Genomic DNA, 15750 nt, shown 5'->3' with positions numbered 1-15750 from the left:
CCAGCCCGGCCACCGTCGCCCGAAGGCTCACCCTGCCCCAGACGACAGGAGCCCCGTGTCCCGCCGCGTCACCCTCGCACCGCCGCCCTGGCTCGCCCACGCGCTCCGCGCCCAGCGCGGACCGGTGCCCTGGAACGCGGTCACCCGAGGGGCCCTCGCCGCCGGACCGCTGCTGCTCGCCGCCGTGCTCGCCGGCCGCACCTCCCTCGGGGTCGTCGCCGCCATCGCCGCCATGCTCGCCGGGATCAACGACCGGCCGGGCAGCCGCCGGGTCTCCGTCAAGCGGCTCGGCGCCCCCGCGCTGGCCGGGGCCGCGGGACTGCTCGTCGGGACGTACGCCGGGCAGAGCATGGGGCCCCTCGCGCTGACGGTCCTGTGCACCGCGCTCGGTCTCGTCGCCGGCGGCATCAGCGCCATCGGGCCCGTCTCCTCCAGCGCCGGGACGCACCTGCTGGTCGCCACCGCCGTCGGCGCCGGGATGCCGCTGCCGGAGAGCGGATGGCAGCGCGCCCTCGCCTTCCTCGCCGGGGCCGGCTGGCTGCTCGTGCTGCGGCTGGTGCTGCCCACGCCCGGCTCCCTCGCCGGAGACTTCCGGTTCGACGGGGAGCGGGAGGCCGTCGCCGGTGTCTACGACGCCGTCGCCGCGCTGCTCGACGCGGCCGGCGGGCCCGACGCCACCGCCCGCCGCGCCGCGCTCACCGCCGCCCTCGACCACGCCCAGGACGCGCTCGCCGGTCCCCGGCTGCGGCGGTACGCCTCTTCTGCCGCCGAGCGGCGCCTGCACGCCCAGTACGCCGCCGCACTGCCCCTCGCCGAGGCCGCCACCGCCCTGGCCTGGGCCGGCGAGGCCGTCTCCGCCCGGGCGTCGGAAGGCCCCCGCCGGCTCGCCGCCGCCGTACGGGAGAACGGTCACACCGGTCCGCTGCCCGCACCCTCCCGGTCCGCGCCCGCCCTGCGGGCCCTGGACGACGCCCTGCTGCACGCCGCCGAGGTCTTCGACCGGGGCAGGGGCGGCGACCTGCACACCCGGCGGCGCACCGCCCGCGACCTGCTGCGCACCGCCTTCGGCAGCGCCGGGCGCGAGTACGGGCTGCGGGTCGCCCTGTGCTTCGGCGCCAGCGCGGCCGCCGCCCAGGCCCTGCACCGGGCCCAGTGGTACGGGCAGCACGAGCACTGGTACTGGTTGCCCGCCACCGCCGTGTTCCTGGTCAAGCCCGACCTCGGGCCGCTGGCCTCACGGGTGCTGAGCCGGGCCGCCGGGACCGTGCTGGGCGCGCTGCTCTTCGCGGCCTTCGCCGCGGTGCTGCCCCGGCCCGAGGGGCTGATCGCGCTGGTCGCCGTGTGCGGAGCGCTCATCCCGGTCGCCACCCGGCACTTCGCCGCCCAGACCGCCGTCGTCACCGTCCTCGTCCTCGCCCTGGTGATGGTCGGCGGTGAACCGCAGGCCTCCGCCAGCCGCATCGGCGAGACCCTGCTGGCCTGCGCGATCGTCCTGGTCGTCGGGCACCTGCCGATACCCGGACAGCGCGGCGGGGGCGTCCGGGCCCGGCTCGTGGCGGCGGGCACCGCGGCGCACGCCTACCTGGTCCACGTCCTCGACGAGGCCCAGGCTCCGCGCATCGGCACCTCCGGCACCCCCTCCGACCACCGTGCCACCCGCTGGACCCTGCGCCGCGAGGCCTACCGCACCCTCGCCGAGGCCCGCACGGCCATCTCCCTCACCGCGCACGAACTGCCCGCCCTCGCCCGGCACGCCGAGGGCGCGGACGAGGTCGCCGCCCTCCTGGAACGGCTCGTGGACACCACGACCGCCTGCGCGGTGCACCTCGACGACACAGGACAGCTCTCGCCCCAGCAGAGGGAACGGCTCACCGCCCTCCTCGGCGAACTCGCCGGCCACCAGCGGCGCATCGGCCTGCCCGCGCTGCCGGACCTCCCGCGCGCCGTCTGACCGGGGGCCGTCTGACCGGGAGCCGGCACCATGACGCCGTCCCCGGCCTCAGCAGTGGGACCTGTGGGACGTGAGTGCATGCGTTATCACGGTGAGTACGGGGATTGACGCCGTCCGTCACGCGAACGGCCGAATGGCCGAGAGATCGATCACACTTGGCGGTGAACGGGTGTCAACTACGTCTCAGTACCGTCACCGGGCGAGGCCTTTTCCCCATGATTGGCGTTTAACTCTACGAGTACAGCGCTACATGGAGGTGCAGGGTGAACGGGCGAACGGTGCTCGAACGCTTTCCCGCCGGTGGGCCGCGTGGCTCGTGGCCGGCGGAGGAGTTCGCGCAGGCGCGGCGTCTGGAGGGCCTGCCTGCCGAGGTTGTCATGGACCTCGCGACGGACATGTTCCTGGTGATCGTGCGAAGCGGTGACGGCGCCGACGCCACCGCCTGACCCCACCCCGGCTTCGGCGCCTGGGCGGGCGGCCGGGTGAACTGTTCCGCCTGGAGCGCGTACAGCTCCGCGCAGAGATCGCAGAACGGTGGCGCGGGGCGGGTGCGCGGGCAGCGCGGGCGGCGGCGTTGTGCGGTGGCGCACGGGCAGCGCGGTCGGCAGCGCGCCGGGGAACGGCGAATCCGTCGGCCGAGCGCGCGCCCGAACGGTCTGTGCCCCTACGCGCTCACCGGCCGTGACCAGGTGGGACTCGTCCCGGTCAGCCGGCACAGCGCCAGGTAGAGCGGGATCGGCGGCGTGTACGGAAGGGTGCCCTCCGGCCGGTGGATCAGCCCGGGCATGCAGGGGGCGTCCGGCACGACCGCGCCGGTGGCGTACCGCGCGGGGGCGGGCCACTGAAGGGCGTAGTCGGAGTCGGAGGGAACCAGCCACCACCAGTGCGCCTCGTCGGCGTAGACACACCCGACGCGCGGCAGCCGGGGGATGAGCAGCGGTCCGAGGCGGGCGGGCACGGCCACCGCGTCGCAGCCCAGCGGCGCGGTCATGCCGTCGGGTACGGGCAGTCGCAGGGGGGCGCCGGCCGGGGACTGTCCACGCCGCAGACGGACCAGTGAGTCCAGGCTGAGCACCCGGCCGGGCCCGCTGCTCACCCGCTGCCCCTGTCCGGGGGCGGCTCTGCTGCTCCGGAGTCGCGTGCGGTACGGCTGCCGTGGGTGCCCGCGCCGTTCGAGCCGCCGGACGTGCCCGGCTTCGGGCGGGTCCCCCAGCCCAGGTCGCCCCGGGGCCCGGCGGGGTGGCTGATGGGCGCGGTGGGGTGGCGCGGGGTCTCGCCCCCGCGCGGCAGCTCGGCCCAGACGAGCAGCCCGGGGCCGTGCTCATGGGCGCCCCAGGCCCGGCACAGGGCGTCGACCAGCAGCAGTCCCCTCCCGTGCTCGTCCTCGGGGCGCTGCCGGGTGTCCGCGTGGGGCTGGCCCGGGGCGCAGCCCTCGTCCCGCACGGCGATGCGCAGCAGATCGTCGCCGTCGTGCAGTTCGCAGACTATGTGCGTGCTCGCGGTGTGCACGATGGCGTTGGTGACCAGCTCGGAGACGACCAGGGCCGCGGTGTCGCAGGTGTCCTCGCACACCGACCAGCCGGTCAGCCGGGCGCGCGTCAGGCGCCTGGCCTGCGCGGGAGAGCCCGGGTGCGCGGCCAGCTCGAAGCGGAACCGGCGCTCGGCAGCGGCCTGGTCGGGGCCTGCCGCCGTGACTGCGCCGAGGCCGGGGGGACCTGCGACGGCGTCTGTTCCTAAGGGCGCGGGCGGAATCACGCTTGCCACTATCGCCCCGCCAGGAACAGGTTGGCAAGTGTCACTGTGAAAATTGCAGAGTGCTGTGTGACGGTCTGGACCGGCGTGGCACACTGCTCGCACCAGCACCTCGAGCGGCGCCAGTTGGGATCGTCGACGATCCGTCCCCTTTCAGTCCTTCACATGAAGGGCGGGAAGTGTCCGGGTCCCGGCCGGTCTTCGCATGGCGCCGCCGGGCTGTCGGGAACTTTTCGAACGGCTCCCCGTGGGCGCCGGTGTAATTGCGGTGGGAGGTGGAACGTGAGCGAACCGCGGTCCGCGCCGACGGTCGGCCAGGTCGTCCTCGGCCGGCGCCTTCAGGACCTGCGCGAGCGCGCCGGGCTCAAGCGGGAGGAGGCCGCCCGCGTCCTGCGGGTGGCGCCCGCCACCGTCCGCCGTATGGAGACGGCCGAGGTCGCGCTGAAGATCCCGTACCTCCAGATGCTCCTGCAGGCCTACGGCGTCTCCGGCGAGGAGGCCGACGCCTTCGTCCGGCTGGCCGAGGAGGCCAACAAGCCCGGCTGGTGGCAGCGGTTCCACGACATCCTGCCCTCCTGGTTCTCGATGTACGTCAGCCTCGAGGGTGCCGCCAGCCTCATCCGCTCCTACGAACCCCACTTCGTCCCCGGCCTGTTGCAGACCGAGGAGTACGCGCGCGGAGTGCTGCGCTCGGGTGCCATCGGCCAGACCCGGCCGGAGGACATCGAGCGCCATGTCGCCCTGCGCATGCAGCGCCAGGAGCTGCTCACCCGTGACAACGCGCCCCGGCTGTGGGTCGTGATGGAGGAGACCGCGCTGCGCCGCCCGGTCGGCCCGGCGGAGGTGATGCGTGCCCAGATCGACAGACTGCTCGAGGCCACGAAGCTGCCCAACGTCACGTTGCAGGTCGCCACGTTCGCCGGCGGGCCGCACCCCGGGACGTACGGGCCGTTCGTGCTGTTCCGGTTCGCCATGCCCGAACTGCCGGACATGGTCTACAGCGAGTACCTGACCGGCGCCGTCTACCTCGACGCGCGCGCCGAGGTGGCGACCCACCTCGAGGTCATGGACCGCATGGCGGCGCAGGCCGCCACGGCACATCGCACGAAGGAGATCCTGGAGGATCTCCGCAAGGAGCTGTGAATGGATCGCATCAAGTCCCAGCCCAAGCCGCGGGTCCGCGCCGAGCGGATCTACAACGGCATGCCCGCCCGGGAGCTGGGCAGCGAAGGCTGGCACAAGCCGTGGAGCGGCGGCAACGGGGGCAACTGCCTGGAGGCCATGAAGCTCGCCGACGGCCGGATCGCCGTACGGCAGTCCACCGACCCGGACGGGCCGGCGCTGATCTACACCTCCGACGAGATGACGGCCTTCATCGAGGGGGCCAAGGCGGGGGAGGCGGACTTCCTGCTGTCCTGACGCGTACTCGCGTCAAGTCCCGTATGGTGGCCCCGAGTTGATCATCAACCGCAGACCTATGGAGCAGGCCATGACCGGGCAGCCCCCCGTCGAGATCGACACGAGCAGGCCGCATCCCGCCCGGATGTACGACTGGTACCTCGGCGGCAAGGACAACTACCCGGTCGACGAGGCGATGGGCCGGCAGATGCTGGCCCTCGACCCCAGGGTGCCGGTGATGGCGCGGGTCAACCGCGCCTTCATGCACCGGGCCACCCGCTGGCTGGCGGGCCGGGGCGTACGGCAGTTCCTCGACATCGGCACCGGCATCCCCACCGAGCCCAACCTCCACCAGGTCGCCCAGCGGATCGCACCCGACGCGCGCGTGGTCTACTGCGACAACGACCCCATCGTGCTGGCCCACGCGGCGGCCCTGCTGCGCGGCACCGAGGAGGGGGTCACCGAGTACCTCCAGGCCGACGTGCGCGAGCCGGACGCCATCGTCGAGGGCGCGAGGAAGGTCCTGGACCTCACCCGGCCCGTCGCGCTGTCGCTCGTCGCGCTGCTGCACTTCGTCCCCGACGAGGACGGCGCCCACGACCTGGTCCGGCGGCTGCTGGCCGAGGTGCCCTCCGGCAGCTACCTGGTGATGACCCACGCGACGGCCGACTTCACCCCGCAGGAGTCGGCGGCCGCCACCGAGAAGCTCAAGGCCGCCGGGGTCACCCTGGCCCTGCGCTCCAAGGAGGAGTTCACCCGCTTCTTCGCCGGGCTCGACCTCGTCGAGCCCGGCGTCGAGGTGCCCCACCGCTGGCACCCGGAACTGGGTGAGCCGGTGCCCGGCCAGGACGACGGGGTGGTCCCCGGCTACGGGGCGGTGGGCCGCAAGCCCTGACCAGCCCTACGGAGCGGCTCAGTCGCCGCCCGGTGCGGCGCTGGCCTCCCCGTCCGGGGGCAGTGCGCCGATCAGCGCCTCCAGTGCCGCTCCGTAGGCGTGCTCGGAGGGCGTCGCGTAGCCGACCACCAGCCCGTCGCGCGCGGGCATGTCCGTCTCCGGGTGCCGGAACTCGGCCAGGCCGTCCAGCGCGATGCCCTGCCAGGCGGCCGCCTTCACCGCCGACCGCTCGGTGCCCGGCGGCAGCCGCAGCACCGCGTGCAGCCCGGCGGCGACACCGGTGACCTCGATGTGCGGGGCGTGCTCGGCGAGGGCCGCCACGAGCCGGTCCCGCCGGCGCCGGTAGCGCTGCCGCATCCGGCGTACGTGACGGTCGTACGACCCGGAGGCGAGGAAGTCGGCGAGGCTCAGCTGGTCCAGGACGCTCGCCCAGGCCTCCCGGTCGCCCTTGGCCGCGAGCACCCCGTCGACGTACCGCTCCGGCAGCACCATCCAGCCCAGCCGCACCGCCGGGGACAGGCTCTTGCTGACCGAACCGATGAAGACCACCCGCTCCGGGTCGAGTCCCTGGACGGCGCCCACGGGCTTGCGGTCGTAGCGGAACTCCCCGTCGTAGTCGTCCTCGATCACCAGCCCGTCACGCGCGCGTGCCCAGTCGATCACGGCGGCCCGGCGCGAGGGATGCAGCGGGCCGCCGGTCGGGAACTGGTGCGCCGGGGTGAGCAGCACGGCGCGCTCGCGCCCCAGCCGTTCCACCCGCGCGCCGTGCTCGTCCAGGGGCAGGGGCACGGTCCGCGCCCCGGCGGTCGCCAGCAGCTGCCGGTGGAACCCCAGCCCGTACGCCTCGACGGCCAGCGGGCCGCGCAGCACCCCTCCCGCGCCCTGCCCGAACAGCAGCCGCAGGGCGTGCGCGAAACCGGAGCAGATCACGATCCGGCCCGGTTCGGTCCGCACCCCGCGCGCGCGTGCCAGGTACTCGGTGAGCGCCTCCCGCAGCTCGATCCGGCCGGCCGGATCGCCGGGGCCGAACACCTCGCTCGGGGCCTGCTGGAGGGCCCGCCGGTAGGAGGCGAGCCAGGCCGCGCGGGGGAAGGCCGACGCGTCGGGAGTGCCCTGGCGCAGATCGTGCCGGGGGCCACGCGCGCGTGGCGGCGCCTTCTTGGGGACCCGGGGCGTCTTCCGCAGCGGCTCGGCCCGCTCGGCGACCCGGGTGCCCGAGCCCTGGCGCGCTGTCAGCCAGCCCTCCGCCACCAGCTCCGCGTACGCGTCGGCCACGGTGTTGCGGGCGACGCCGAGGTCGGCGGCGAGCGAACGGTACGGCGGCAGTCTGGTGCCAGGGGCGAGCCGCCCGCTGCGCACGGCCTCCCGCAGCGCCCGGGTGAGCGCGGCCCGGCGCCCGCCCGGCCCGGACAGGTCCAGATGCAGGTCGGCGCCGATCCGCTCCGCGTCATTGACCCATGATTCCGGCATGCCAATGCACCCTACAACCGGTCTATGCAGTACGTAAGTTGAGGCACATGACGACGCACACCCCCTCTGCGGCACAGACGCCCCGCCTCGACTTCGCCCGGTCCGCCCCGAAGGTCTTCCGCGCCCTCATCGCCCTCGACGCCGCCGCCACCGAGGGCCTCGACCCCGCCCTCGTCGATTCACGGGCGGCACGGCCGCCGTGGGCTGCGCGGCACCTCCGCCGCCCTACACCGCCATCGGCCGGTCGTACGGTCCGATCGGCGCCGGGAGTCGCGTGCCGCCCGTCAGGTAGCGGTCGACCGCCGCCGCCACGGCCCGCCCCTCGGCGATCGCCCACACGATGAGCGACTGCCCCCGGGCGGCGTCCCCGGCCGCGAACACTCCGGGCACGTTGGTGGCGAACCCGGCGTCGCGCGCGATGGTGCCGCGAGGCTCCAGCTCCAGCCCGAGCTGGTCGATCAGCCCGTCCCCGCGGTCGGGCCCGGAGAAGCCGAGGGCGAGCAGCACCAGGTCGGCCGGCAGCGTCCGCTCGGTGCCGGGCACCGGGCGGCGCCGCGCGTCCACCTCCACCAGGTGCAGGGCCCGCACACGGCCGTCCGCGTCCCCGGTGAAGCGCAGCGTGGACGCGGCGAACAGCCGCGCGTCGGCGTCCGCCGCCGGAGCCGTGCGCAGGTCGCGGGCCTCCTCGTGCGCGGCCGACAGCCGGTAGACCCGCACCGGGTACGTCGGCCAGGGCTCGGCCTCCTCGTCGCGCTCCGTCCCCGGCTGGGCGTAGATGTCCAGCTGGGTCACCGACGCGGCCCCCTCCCGGACGGCCGTACCCAGGCAGTCGGCGCCGGTGTCACCGCCGCCGACGATGACGACGTGCTTCCCGGCGGCGGACAGCGGGGAGACCTCCAGGTCGCCCTCGCACACCCGGTTGGCCAGCGGCAGGTACTCCATCGCCTGGTGGATCCCCGCCAGCTCCCGGCCCGCAGCCGGCAGCTCGCGCCAGGCGGTGGCGCCCGTGGCGATCACCACGGCGTCGTAGCGGCCCCGCAGCTCCGCCGCGTCGACGTCCCGCCCGACCGCCGTCGACGGACGGAACTTCGTCCCCTCGGCCCGCATCTGCTCCAGCCGCCGCTCCAGATGGTGCTTCTCCATCTTGAACTCGGGGATGCCGTACCGCATCAGCCCGCCGATCCGGTCGTCCTTCTCGTACACGGCGACCGTGTGCCCGGCCCGGGTCAGCTGCTGCGCCGCGGCCAGCCCGGTGGGCCCCGAGCCGATCACCGCGACCGTCCTGCCGGACAGCCGCTCCGGGGGGCTCGGCGGCGCGAAACCCTCCTCCCAGGCCTTGTCGGCGATCGCGCACTCGACGTTCTTGATGGTGACGGCCGGCTGGTTGATCGCCAGCACACAGCCCGCCTCGCACGGCGCCGGGCACAACCGGCCGGTGAACTCGGGGAAGTTGTTGGTCGCGTGCAGCCGCTCCGCCGCCGCCCGCCAGTCCTCCCTGGACACCAGGTCGTTCCACTCGGGGATCAGGTTGCCCAGCGGGCAGGCGTCGTGACAGAAGGGGATGCCGCAGTCCATGCAGCGGTCCGCCTGCTTGCTGATGAGGGGCAACAGCGCCCCGGGGACGTAGACCTCGTTCCAGTCCCGGACCCGTTCCTCGACGGGCCGGCGGGGCCAGTCCTGACGAGGGGTGGTCATGAATCCCTTGGGATCGGCCATGGCCGTCTTTCCTTGCGCACGCGGGTGGCGGGCCGTACGTCGTCGGGCGGCACTCTTCCGGCCACGATACGTGCCCCGGGGCCCTTGTGCAGAGCCTGGGACAGCGCTTTCCCGCGGGTTTGCCATGACCTGCCTGGCGCTTCTTCTGGCCACGGCACGAAGGCCACGAGGGTCCCGGCCCTCAGGCGCACCGGTCCGGTGCTGTCCGCCACCCCCTCAGCACCGCCTCCACGGCCGCCGTGATCCGCCGGCGCGCCTCGTGCCGGGGTACGCCGCTCATCAGCAGCCGGTCGTAGGGCGTGTCCAGATGCCGTACGGACGCCACGACCGCCGAGGTCACCGCGCCCTCCGTCAGTGCCCGGCCCGCAGCGCTGCGGCCCACCCGTCCGCTGCCCCGCACCGAGGCGTGCCCGGCGATGTCCCGCGCGCGCCCGGCGGGACACCCGGGGAACAGCCGCCGTATCTCCGCCGCGAACGCCTCCGCGAACCGCGCGTCCTGCGCCGCCCGCCGCCGCGCGTCACGTGCCCGGCGCCGTCGCCGGGCGTCGGCGTCCGCGAGGCACCGCTGCTCGGCGCGGGCGAGCGCCGCCTCCTCGACCAGCACGCCCTGCCGCTCGTACCGGCTTGCGCGCCGGTCGAACCGCACGACCACCGCCGACAGCCCGCTCTCCTCCCGTGCCCGGCGCGTCAGGGCCGTGTCGCCGCGCGGCAGGAACACCAGGTGCCCGAGGTCGGCGCAGTCCAGGCAGCGCGGGGCGCCGTCCTCCATGACGAGCAGCGGCAGCGGCCCGCGGTGGCACACGGCGCAGTGCCGCCTCCTGACGGGCTGGAAGACGAGAAGTCCGGGGTGGGGCAGGGGAGTTGCGCGGGGGCCCATACGGGGTTTCTTCCCCTTGCCGGGGGGCGGCGCACCGCCTCACCCCTGTGGGCGGGGGACGCATTCTGCTCGCTCCCTGACGCATCATGGGCCGTGTGCGACTGGAAGCGATCACCTGGGACCGGCTCGGCGAGCAGCTCGCCGAGCGCCTGCTCGATGTGGAGCCCGCCGACGGCAGTCCCTGGCCGCGTGTCGCCTTCGACGGTGCTCCGGCCGCCCGCCCCGCAGACCTCGCCGAACGCGTCGGCGAAGCGCTGCGCGTCCACGGCCGCTCCTGCCTCGTCGTCGGGGCGCAGGGCTTCCTGCGTCCCGCCTCGCTCCGCCTGGAGCACGGCCGCCGGGACGTCGAGTCCTACTACAGCGGCTGGTACGACACCGGTGCCCTGTGGCGCGAGGTCTTCGGCCCGCTGGAACCCGGCGGCGACGGACGCGTCCTGCCCGACCTTTGGGACCCGGTCACCGACCGCGCCACCCGCAGCCCCTACGTGCGGCTCCCGCCCGGTGGCCTGCTGCTCCTCCACGGCCCCTTCCTCCTGCGCCACTGGTTCCCCTTCGACCTGAGCGTCCACGTCCTCCTCTCACCGGGCGCCCTGCGCCGCCGCACCCCCGAGGCAGAGCACTGGACGCTTCCCGCCTTCGAGCGGTACGAGCACGAGACCGACCCGGCCGGCACGGCCGACGTCCTGGTGCGGGCCGACGACCCCCGCCATCCGGCGTGGAGCGGCCTGCCCGCCTGACCCGGCCGCCGAGGAGCCCTGGGGGAACCCCGTCAGCAGGCGCGCGTCAGAGCCAGCCGTTGCGCCGGAAGCCCCGGTACAGCACCAGGCAGGCGACGGATATGACGCCGATGACCATGCCGTAGCCGTACCGCCAGTGCAGTTCCGGCATGTGATCGAAGTTCATGCCGTACACCCCGCAGACCATCGTCGGCACGGCGACGATGGCCGCCCAGGCCGTGATCTTCCGCATGTCCTCGTTCTGCGCGACCGTGACCTGCGCGAGGTGTGCCTGGAGGATGGAGTTGAGCAGTTCGTCGAAGGCGGCGATCTGCTCCTTGGCGCGCAGCAGGTGGTCGGAGACGTCACGGAAGTAGGCCTGTATCTCCGGCGCGACCACCCGGATCGGCCGGGTGGCGAGCTCCTCCAGCGGGCGGCTGAGCGGCACCACCGCCCGCTTCAGTTCGAGCAGTTCGCGCTTGAGCTGGTAGATACGGCCCGGGTCGGCCCCAGCGCCGTCCTGGGCGAACACGTCCGTCTCGACCTGGTCGATGTCGGCGTGCACGGCCTCGATGACGTTCAGATAGTCGTCGACCACGTGGTCCGCGACCGCGTGCAGCACCGCGGCCGGGCCCTTGGCGAGCTGCTCGGGGTCGGACTCCAGCTCCTCGCGCAGCGGACCCAGCGAGCCGTGCCGGCCGTGCCGCACCGTGATGACGAAGTCCTGGCCGACGAACACCATGATCTCGCCGGTGTTCACCACCTCGCTGGTGGCCGTGAGTTCCTCGTGCTCGACATAGCAGACCGTTTTGAACACCGCGAAGAGCGTCTCGCCGTACCGCTCCAGCTTGGGGCGCTGGTGGGCCTCGACGGCGTCCTCGACCGCCAGCGGGTGCAGGTCGAAGAGGTCGGCGATGCCCGCGAACTCCTGGTCGGTCGGCTCGTGCAGGCCGAGCCAGACGAAGCCCTCACCGCTCTTGCGTACCCGCTCCACCGCGTGCACCAGGTCGCCGCGCGCGGCCGTGCGGACACCCTCCCGGTAGGTCACGCAGTTCACGACCGAGGAGCCCAGCGGGGACCGGGCCGGGTGACTCAGGTCGACGCGCGGACGCCGCCGGGCCAGTCGAGCCACCTTGCGGAGGCCGCCGACCCCACCCAGGCTCGTGACCTTCCGCAGATTCCCTGCCATGGACATGTGGATCTCCTCGCGCCGTGCCGGTGCGCCTTGGCGCGCCAGTCTGCCAGGCCTGCGTGAGCTGCGGGTAAGCCTGTGGAAACGGCGGATTCCGCTTGGTTCCCGCCTGTGGACGACTAATCCGCGGCCACGACGCCGTCGCACGGACTTCGATGCGCGGACCTCGCGCGCAGACTTCGGCGCGCGGATTGTGGCGCGCAGAGGTCGACGCACGACGTGGCCGCGCAGCCGTGGCCGCACGAATGTGGCCGCGCAGCCGTGGCCGTCCAGCCGTGGCCGCACAGAAGTGGCCGCGCAGGAATGGACGCGCGCCGCCGCCGCACGGTTCGCCGCATCGGAGCGTCGATCATCGCGGACAAGCCGGACAACCAGGATGATCGGATCATGATGCGAACCGACGAGTATCTCCTCGACGAGCGGCACACCGGCACGGCGGAAGGCTGCGACGCCTTCGCCGCCCTCTTCGATCCGACGACGTTCCGGCATCTCGAAGCGCTCGGTGTCGGACCGGGCTGGCGCTGCTGGGAGGTCGGTGCAGGCGGCGACAGTTCGGTGGTGTCCTGGCTGGCCAGGAAGGTCGGCCCCACCGGACGGGTCGTCGCGACCGCCAGCGACATCTCGCGGGTCGCACCGGCCGCCCGTCCGCCGGTCGAGACCCGCGTCCACGACCTCGGCACGCAGGAGCCGCCGGGGGAGGGCTTCGACCTGGTGCACGCCCGGCTCGTCCCCGTCCACACGCCCGACCTGGGACGCGCGTTGCGGACGATGGCCAGGGCGCTGCGCCCCGGCGGGCGCCTGCTCGTGGAGGACACGGACCCCGAACTGCAGCCCCTGCTCTGCCCGGACGAGTACGGGCCCGAGCAGCGGCTCGCGAACCGGCTGCGGCACGCCGTGCGCCGGCTGCTCGCCGACCGCGGGGCCGGCCTCGCCCAGGGCCGCCGGCTCCCTCGTCTGCTGCGGGAGGCGGGGCTGAGCCGCGTCCAGGCCGATGCCCGCTTCCCGATCGCCTCGCCCGCCTGCGCGGCCCTGGAGGCCGCGACGATCCGCCGGTTCCGCGGCCCGCTCGTCGCCGCGGGCCTCGCCGGCGACCAGGACATCGACGACCACCTGGCGAACATCGCCTCCGGCGCCATGGACCTGGCGGCGCCACCTCTGATCTCCGCGTGGGGGCGCAAGCCGTAGGCGGGGCATGGCCGAGTCGACGCGCCGTCAGCCACACGCGGGCGGCCGGCCGCCCACCCGCTCCACCGCCAGCGCCCCCGCCGCGCAGCCCCGCGCCGCCGCCTCCTCGGGGCCGGCACCGGCGAGCAGGGCGGCCAGGAACGCGCCCGTGAACGCGTCACCGGCGCCCGTGGTGTCCCGGGGCACCGCCGGTACGGCGGGCACGCGGGCCCGTATCGCGCCGGACCGGGCCACCAGCGCGCCGTCCGCGCCCTGCTTGGCGACCACGAGGGGAATGTGCCGGCTCAGTTCGGCCGCCGCGTCCGCCGGATCGGTCAGCCCCGTCAGCAGGCACGCCTCGTCACGGCTGGGCAGCAGCACGTCCACGCCGTCGATCAGCGTCAGAAAACGCTCGATGCCGAGCTCCACCAGGAAGCCGGCCGAGGCCGGATCGAGGCTCACGGGGACGCCACGCGCGTGTGCCGCCCGCAGGGCCACCGCCACCAGGGCCCGGCTCGGGGCGGAGAACAGCAGGTAGCCCGACAGATGCAGCCGGGCGACCGAGTCGAGCAGCGCGTCCGACCAGTCGCCGGGGTCCAGGAGCAGCGAGGCGCCGCTGTCGGTGAGGAACGTCCGCTCCGCCGCGGCACCCTCGTCGACGAGGCAGACCACCGTCCCGGTCGGGGCCCGCTCGTCGACGACGAGACGGGCACGCACCCCGCAGGAGGCCAGCTCCCGCTCGTGCCAGGCGGCGGCGTCCCTGCCCACCCGGCCGAGCAGTCGCACCTCCGCCGCACCCTGATGCGCCGCCCAGCAGGCCACATTGGCACCCGCGCCGCCCGGCAGCGTCCGGATGACGGCCGCCGTGTCCGTACCGGCGGCGAGCGGCCCCCGATGGCGTGCCACGACGTCCGTGACCACGTCGCCGACGACCAGCAGGGCACCACCTGTCCGCCCCTCCCGCGGCGCCGTCACGGTCATTCCCGGGTCCACGCCGTCGCGATCCGCGCCGCCAGGCGCACATTGCCGCGCACCGCCGCCAGGTTGGCGCTCAGCGAGGCGCCGTCGGTGTGGCGCACCAGGTAGTCGAGCAGGAACGGCGTGACCGCCTGACCGGTGATCCCCTCCGCCTCGCACGCCTCCAGCGCGTCGGCCAGCACACGCGCGTGCAGCTCCGGATCCAGCTGTTCCTCCCCGGGGACCGGGTTGGCGACGATCAGCGCCGACTCCGGCCCGCCGAGCGCGTCCTGCGCCCGCATGACGGCCGCGACCTGCTCCGGCGTGGACAGTGTCCAGTCCACCGGATGGCCCGAGTCCGACAGGTAGAAGCCGGGGAAGCGGTCCGTGCCGTACCCGGCCACCGCGACCCCCAGGGTCTCCAGCCGCTGAAGCGTGGCCGGCACGTCCAGGATCGACTTCACTCCCGCGCACACCACGGTGATCCGCGTCCGCGCCAGCAGACCCAGGTCGGCCGACTCGTCCTGTGTCACCGTCCACTCCCGGTGCACCCCGCCGAGCCCTCCGGTCGCGAACACACGCACGCCCGCCAGCGACGCCAGCGCAGCGGTCGCCGACACCGTGGTCGCCCCGCTCGCCCGGGCAGCCACCGCGAGCGGCAGATCGCGGTGCCCCAGCTTGCGGATCCCTTCCTCGTTCGCGACCCGCTCCAGCTGCTCCTTGTCCAGGCCGACATGGGGCCGCCCGTCCAGCACGGCGATCGTCGCGGGCACCGCGCCCTCCCGCCGCACGGCCGCCTCCAGCTCCAGGGCCACGTGGAGGTTGCGCGGCCGCGGCAGCCCGTGCGCGATGATCGTCGACTCCAGGGCCACCACGGCGCGACCCGTGTCCATCGCCTCGCGCACCTCGTCGGACACCACCAGCACCACGGGCCTGCCTCCTGTCAGTCGGTCTCCCCTGATCTCTGGCGGGCAGCGCCCCGGATCAAACCCGCGCGGGCCGTCGCGGACGCACCGGCCTGGAGTACAGGACGGACGGCACGCCCGCGGCGGGACGGCTGCCCGGCCCGGCGGACCGCCCGAGCCGTCAGAACAGCGGCTCGGGCAGCACCCCCTCGAGGGCCAGCAGCTTCCGTTTGGTCTCCAGACCGCCCCCGAACCCGCCGATGCCCCCGCCGCTCTCGACGACCCGGTGGCAGGGCACCACCACCGGCAGCGGATTGGACCCCATCGCCACCCCCACGGCCTGCGCCGCGCCCGGCTGCCCGACCCGCCCGGCCAGATCGCCGTAGCCCACCACCGTTCCGTACGGCACACCCGACGCCAGCTCGCGCAGCACCTGACGGTGGAAACCCGAGATCAGCGACCAGTCCAGCGGCAGCTCGAAGTCACGCCGCTGTCCGGCGAAGTAGGCCCGCACCTGGCGCATCGCCTCGGCCAGCAGTGGAGAGCCGGGCGCCTCGACGGGCTCGGCGCCGAGCCGGGACGCGAGCCTGCCGAGCGCCTTGTCGCGCACCGCGTCCGTCGCGTGGAAGACGACGTTGACCAGGCCGTCGCGGGTCGCGGCCAGCAGCAGCGGACCGATGCCGGTGCCGACCACGGTCCACACGACCTGCTGCTCGTTCTGCCCAGGGCTGTCCATGCGCCCCACCGTACGACCCGC

General features: G+C 74.4%; 16 protein-coding genes and 1 pseudogene. 8 read left to right on the top strand and 9 right to left on the bottom strand.

From position 1 onward, the window contains the following. The first annotated feature begins 55 nt into the window (after nucleotides 1-55). Together AB0K80_RS09605 and AB0K80_RS09600 are read left to right on the top strand one after the other, a co-directional pair. Nucleotides 56-1951, top strand: a complete 1896-nt coding sequence (locus AB0K80_RS09605; protein ID WP_365667581.1) for an FUSC family protein — start codon at nucleotides 56-58, stop codon at nucleotides 1949-1951. Between the two features lie 263 nt (nucleotides 1952-2214). Next, nucleotides 2215-2397: a hypothetical protein gene (locus tag AB0K80_RS09600; RefSeq protein ID WP_003989511.1), complete on the top strand. Its 183-nt coding sequence runs from the start codon at nucleotides 2215-2217 to the stop codon at nucleotides 2395-2397. Between the two features lie 218 nt (nucleotides 2398-2615). On the opposite strand, the gene AB0K80_RS09595 is transcribed toward AB0K80_RS09600, so the two are convergent. Together AB0K80_RS09595 and AB0K80_RS09590 are read right to left on the bottom strand one after the other, a co-directional pair. After that, the gene (locus tag AB0K80_RS09595) at nucleotides 2616-3047 is read right to left on the bottom strand and encodes a hypothetical protein (protein WP_365667579.1); all 432 of its coding nucleotides are present in this window, start codon (nucleotides 3045-3047) and stop codon (nucleotides 2616-2618) included. Continuing rightward, the gene (locus tag AB0K80_RS09590; RefSeq protein WP_365667577.1) at nucleotides 3044-3715 is read right to left on the bottom strand and encodes an ATP-binding protein; all 672 of its coding nucleotides are present in this window, start codon (nucleotides 3713-3715) and stop codon (nucleotides 3044-3046) included. The genes AB0K80_RS09595 and AB0K80_RS09590 overlap by 4 nt, the downstream gene beginning before the upstream one ends. 270 nt (nucleotides 3716-3985) lie before the next feature. Here AB0K80_RS09590 and AB0K80_RS09585 point away from each other — a divergent pair, with 270 nt between their 5' ends. The 3 genes from AB0K80_RS09585 (at nucleotide 3986) to AB0K80_RS09575 (ending at nucleotide 5996) form a co-directional block, all read left to right on the top strand. Continuing rightward, nucleotides 3986-4846 (top strand): helix-turn-helix transcriptional regulator, encoded by an 861-nt coding sequence (locus AB0K80_RS09585; RefSeq protein ID WP_365667575.1) that lies wholly within the window; start codon nucleotides 3986-3988, stop codon nucleotides 4844-4846. Continuing rightward, on the top strand, nucleotides 4847-5122 hold the full coding sequence (locus tag AB0K80_RS09580) for a DUF397 domain-containing protein (protein ID WP_365667573.1): 276 nt from the start codon (nucleotides 4847-4849) through the stop codon (nucleotides 5120-5122). 70 nt (nucleotides 5123-5192) lie between these two features. Then, on the top strand, nucleotides 5193-5996 hold the full coding sequence (locus AB0K80_RS09575; protein WP_365667571.1) for an SAM-dependent methyltransferase: 804 nt from the start codon (nucleotides 5193-5195) through the stop codon (nucleotides 5994-5996). An 18-nt stretch (nucleotides 5997-6014) separates the two neighbouring features. Here AB0K80_RS09575 and AB0K80_RS09570 read toward each other — a convergent pair whose 3' ends face one another. Further along, nucleotides 6015-7466: a PLP-dependent aminotransferase family protein gene (locus AB0K80_RS09570; protein ID WP_365667569.1), complete on the bottom strand. Its 1452-nt coding sequence runs from the start codon at nucleotides 7464-7466 to the stop codon at nucleotides 6015-6017. A 47-nt stretch (nucleotides 7467-7513) separates the two neighbouring features. On the opposite strand from AB0K80_RS09570, the pseudogene AB0K80_RS09565 reads away from it, so the two are divergent. Continuing rightward, nucleotides 7514-7645: pseudogene (locus AB0K80_RS09565) on the top strand (carboxymuconolactone decarboxylase family protein); the annotation flags it as partial. A gap of 46 nt (nucleotides 7646-7691) precedes the next feature. On the opposite strand, the gene AB0K80_RS09560 reads toward AB0K80_RS09565, so the two are convergent. Continuing rightward, a complete protein-coding gene (locus AB0K80_RS09560; RefSeq protein WP_365667567.1) occupies nucleotides 7692-9182 on the bottom strand; it encodes a glutamate synthase subunit beta in 1491 nt (496 codons plus the stop codon). Between the two features lie 181 nt (nucleotides 9183-9363). Continuing rightward, complete coding sequence (locus AB0K80_RS09555; protein ID WP_365667566.1) at nucleotides 9364-10059, bottom strand: DUF2293 domain-containing protein; 696 nt, start codon at nucleotides 10057-10059, stop codon at nucleotides 9364-9366. Nucleotides 10060-10154: 95 nt separating this feature from the next. Here AB0K80_RS09555 and AB0K80_RS09550 point away from each other — a divergent pair, with 95 nt between their 5' ends. Then, nucleotides 10155-10796, top strand: coding sequence for a uridine kinase (locus AB0K80_RS09550; protein WP_365667564.1), 642 nt, complete (start codon nucleotides 10155-10157; stop codon nucleotides 10794-10796). Nucleotides 10797-10842: 46 nt separating this feature from the next. Here the strand turns inward: AB0K80_RS09550 and AB0K80_RS09545 are convergent, their stop codons facing one another. Then, nucleotides 10843-11970: a magnesium and cobalt transport protein CorA gene (locus AB0K80_RS09545; protein WP_365667562.1), complete on the bottom strand. Its 1128-nt coding sequence runs from the start codon at nucleotides 11968-11970 to the stop codon at nucleotides 10843-10845. A 384-nt stretch (nucleotides 11971-12354) separates the two neighbouring features. Between AB0K80_RS09545 and AB0K80_RS09540 the strand changes: the two genes are divergently transcribed. After that, nucleotides 12355-13152, top strand: a complete 798-nt coding sequence (locus tag AB0K80_RS09540) for a methyltransferase domain-containing protein (RefSeq protein WP_365667561.1) — start codon at nucleotides 12355-12357, stop codon at nucleotides 13150-13152. A gap of 27 nt (nucleotides 13153-13179) precedes the next feature. Here the strand turns inward: AB0K80_RS09540 and AB0K80_RS09535 are convergent, their stop codons facing one another. The 3 genes from AB0K80_RS09535 to AB0K80_RS09525 form a co-directional block, all read right to left on the bottom strand. Continuing rightward, complete coding sequence (locus AB0K80_RS09535; protein ID WP_365667560.1) at nucleotides 13180-14112, bottom strand: PfkB family carbohydrate kinase; 933 nt, start codon at nucleotides 14110-14112, stop codon at nucleotides 13180-13182. Next, nucleotides 14109-15014 (bottom strand): pseudouridine-5'-phosphate glycosidase, encoded by a 906-nt coding sequence (locus tag AB0K80_RS09530; protein ID WP_365667924.1) that lies wholly within the window; start codon nucleotides 15012-15014, stop codon nucleotides 14109-14111. The genes AB0K80_RS09535 and AB0K80_RS09530 overlap by 4 nt, the downstream gene beginning before the upstream one ends. Before the next feature lie 160 nt (nucleotides 15015-15174). Then, nucleotides 15175-15729, bottom strand: a complete 555-nt coding sequence (locus AB0K80_RS09525; RefSeq protein ID WP_365667558.1) for a methylated-DNA--[protein]-cysteine S-methyltransferase — start codon at nucleotides 15727-15729, stop codon at nucleotides 15175-15177. Nucleotides 15730-15750 lie beyond the last annotated feature (21 nt).

The organism is Streptomyces sp. NPDC052682, assembly GCF_040678435.1.
Taxonomy (GTDB): Bacteria; Actinomycetota; Actinomycetes; order Streptomycetales; family Streptomycetaceae; genus Streptomyces.
This window is presented reverse-complemented; position numbering and strand designations above follow the sequence as displayed.

Coding starts and splice junctions, on each gene's coding strand:
- AB0K80_RS09540 (WP_365667561.1), top strand. CDS start 12,355: ATGATGCGAACCGACGAGTATCTCCTCGACGAGCGGCACACCGGCACG.
- AB0K80_RS09535 (WP_365667560.1), bottom strand. CDS start 14,112: ATGACCGTGACGGCGCCGCGGGAGGGGCGGACAGGTGGTGCCCTGCTG.
- AB0K80_RS09575 (WP_365667571.1), top strand. CDS start 5,193: ATGACCGGGCAGCCCCCCGTCGAGATCGACACGAGCAGGCCGCATCCC.
- AB0K80_RS09580 (WP_365667573.1), top strand. CDS start 4,847: ATGGATCGCATCAAGTCCCAGCCCAAGCCGCGGGTCCGCGCCGAGCGG.
- AB0K80_RS09555 (WP_365667566.1), bottom strand. CDS start 10,059: ATGGGCCCCCGCGCAACTCCCCTGCCCCACCCCGGACTTCTCGTCTTC.
- AB0K80_RS09525 (WP_365667558.1), bottom strand. CDS start 15,729: ATGGACAGCCCTGGGCAGAACGAGCAGCAGGTCGTGTGGACCGTGGTC.
- AB0K80_RS09570 (WP_365667569.1), bottom strand. CDS start 7,466: ATGCCGGAATCATGGGTCAATGACGCGGAGCGGATCGGCGCCGACCTG.
- AB0K80_RS09545 (WP_365667562.1), bottom strand. CDS start 11,970: ATGTCCATGGCAGGGAATCTGCGGAAGGTCACGAGCCTGGGTGGGGTC.
- AB0K80_RS09560 (WP_365667567.1), bottom strand. CDS start 9,182: ATGGCCGATCCCAAGGGATTCATGACCACCCCTCGTCAGGACTGGCCC.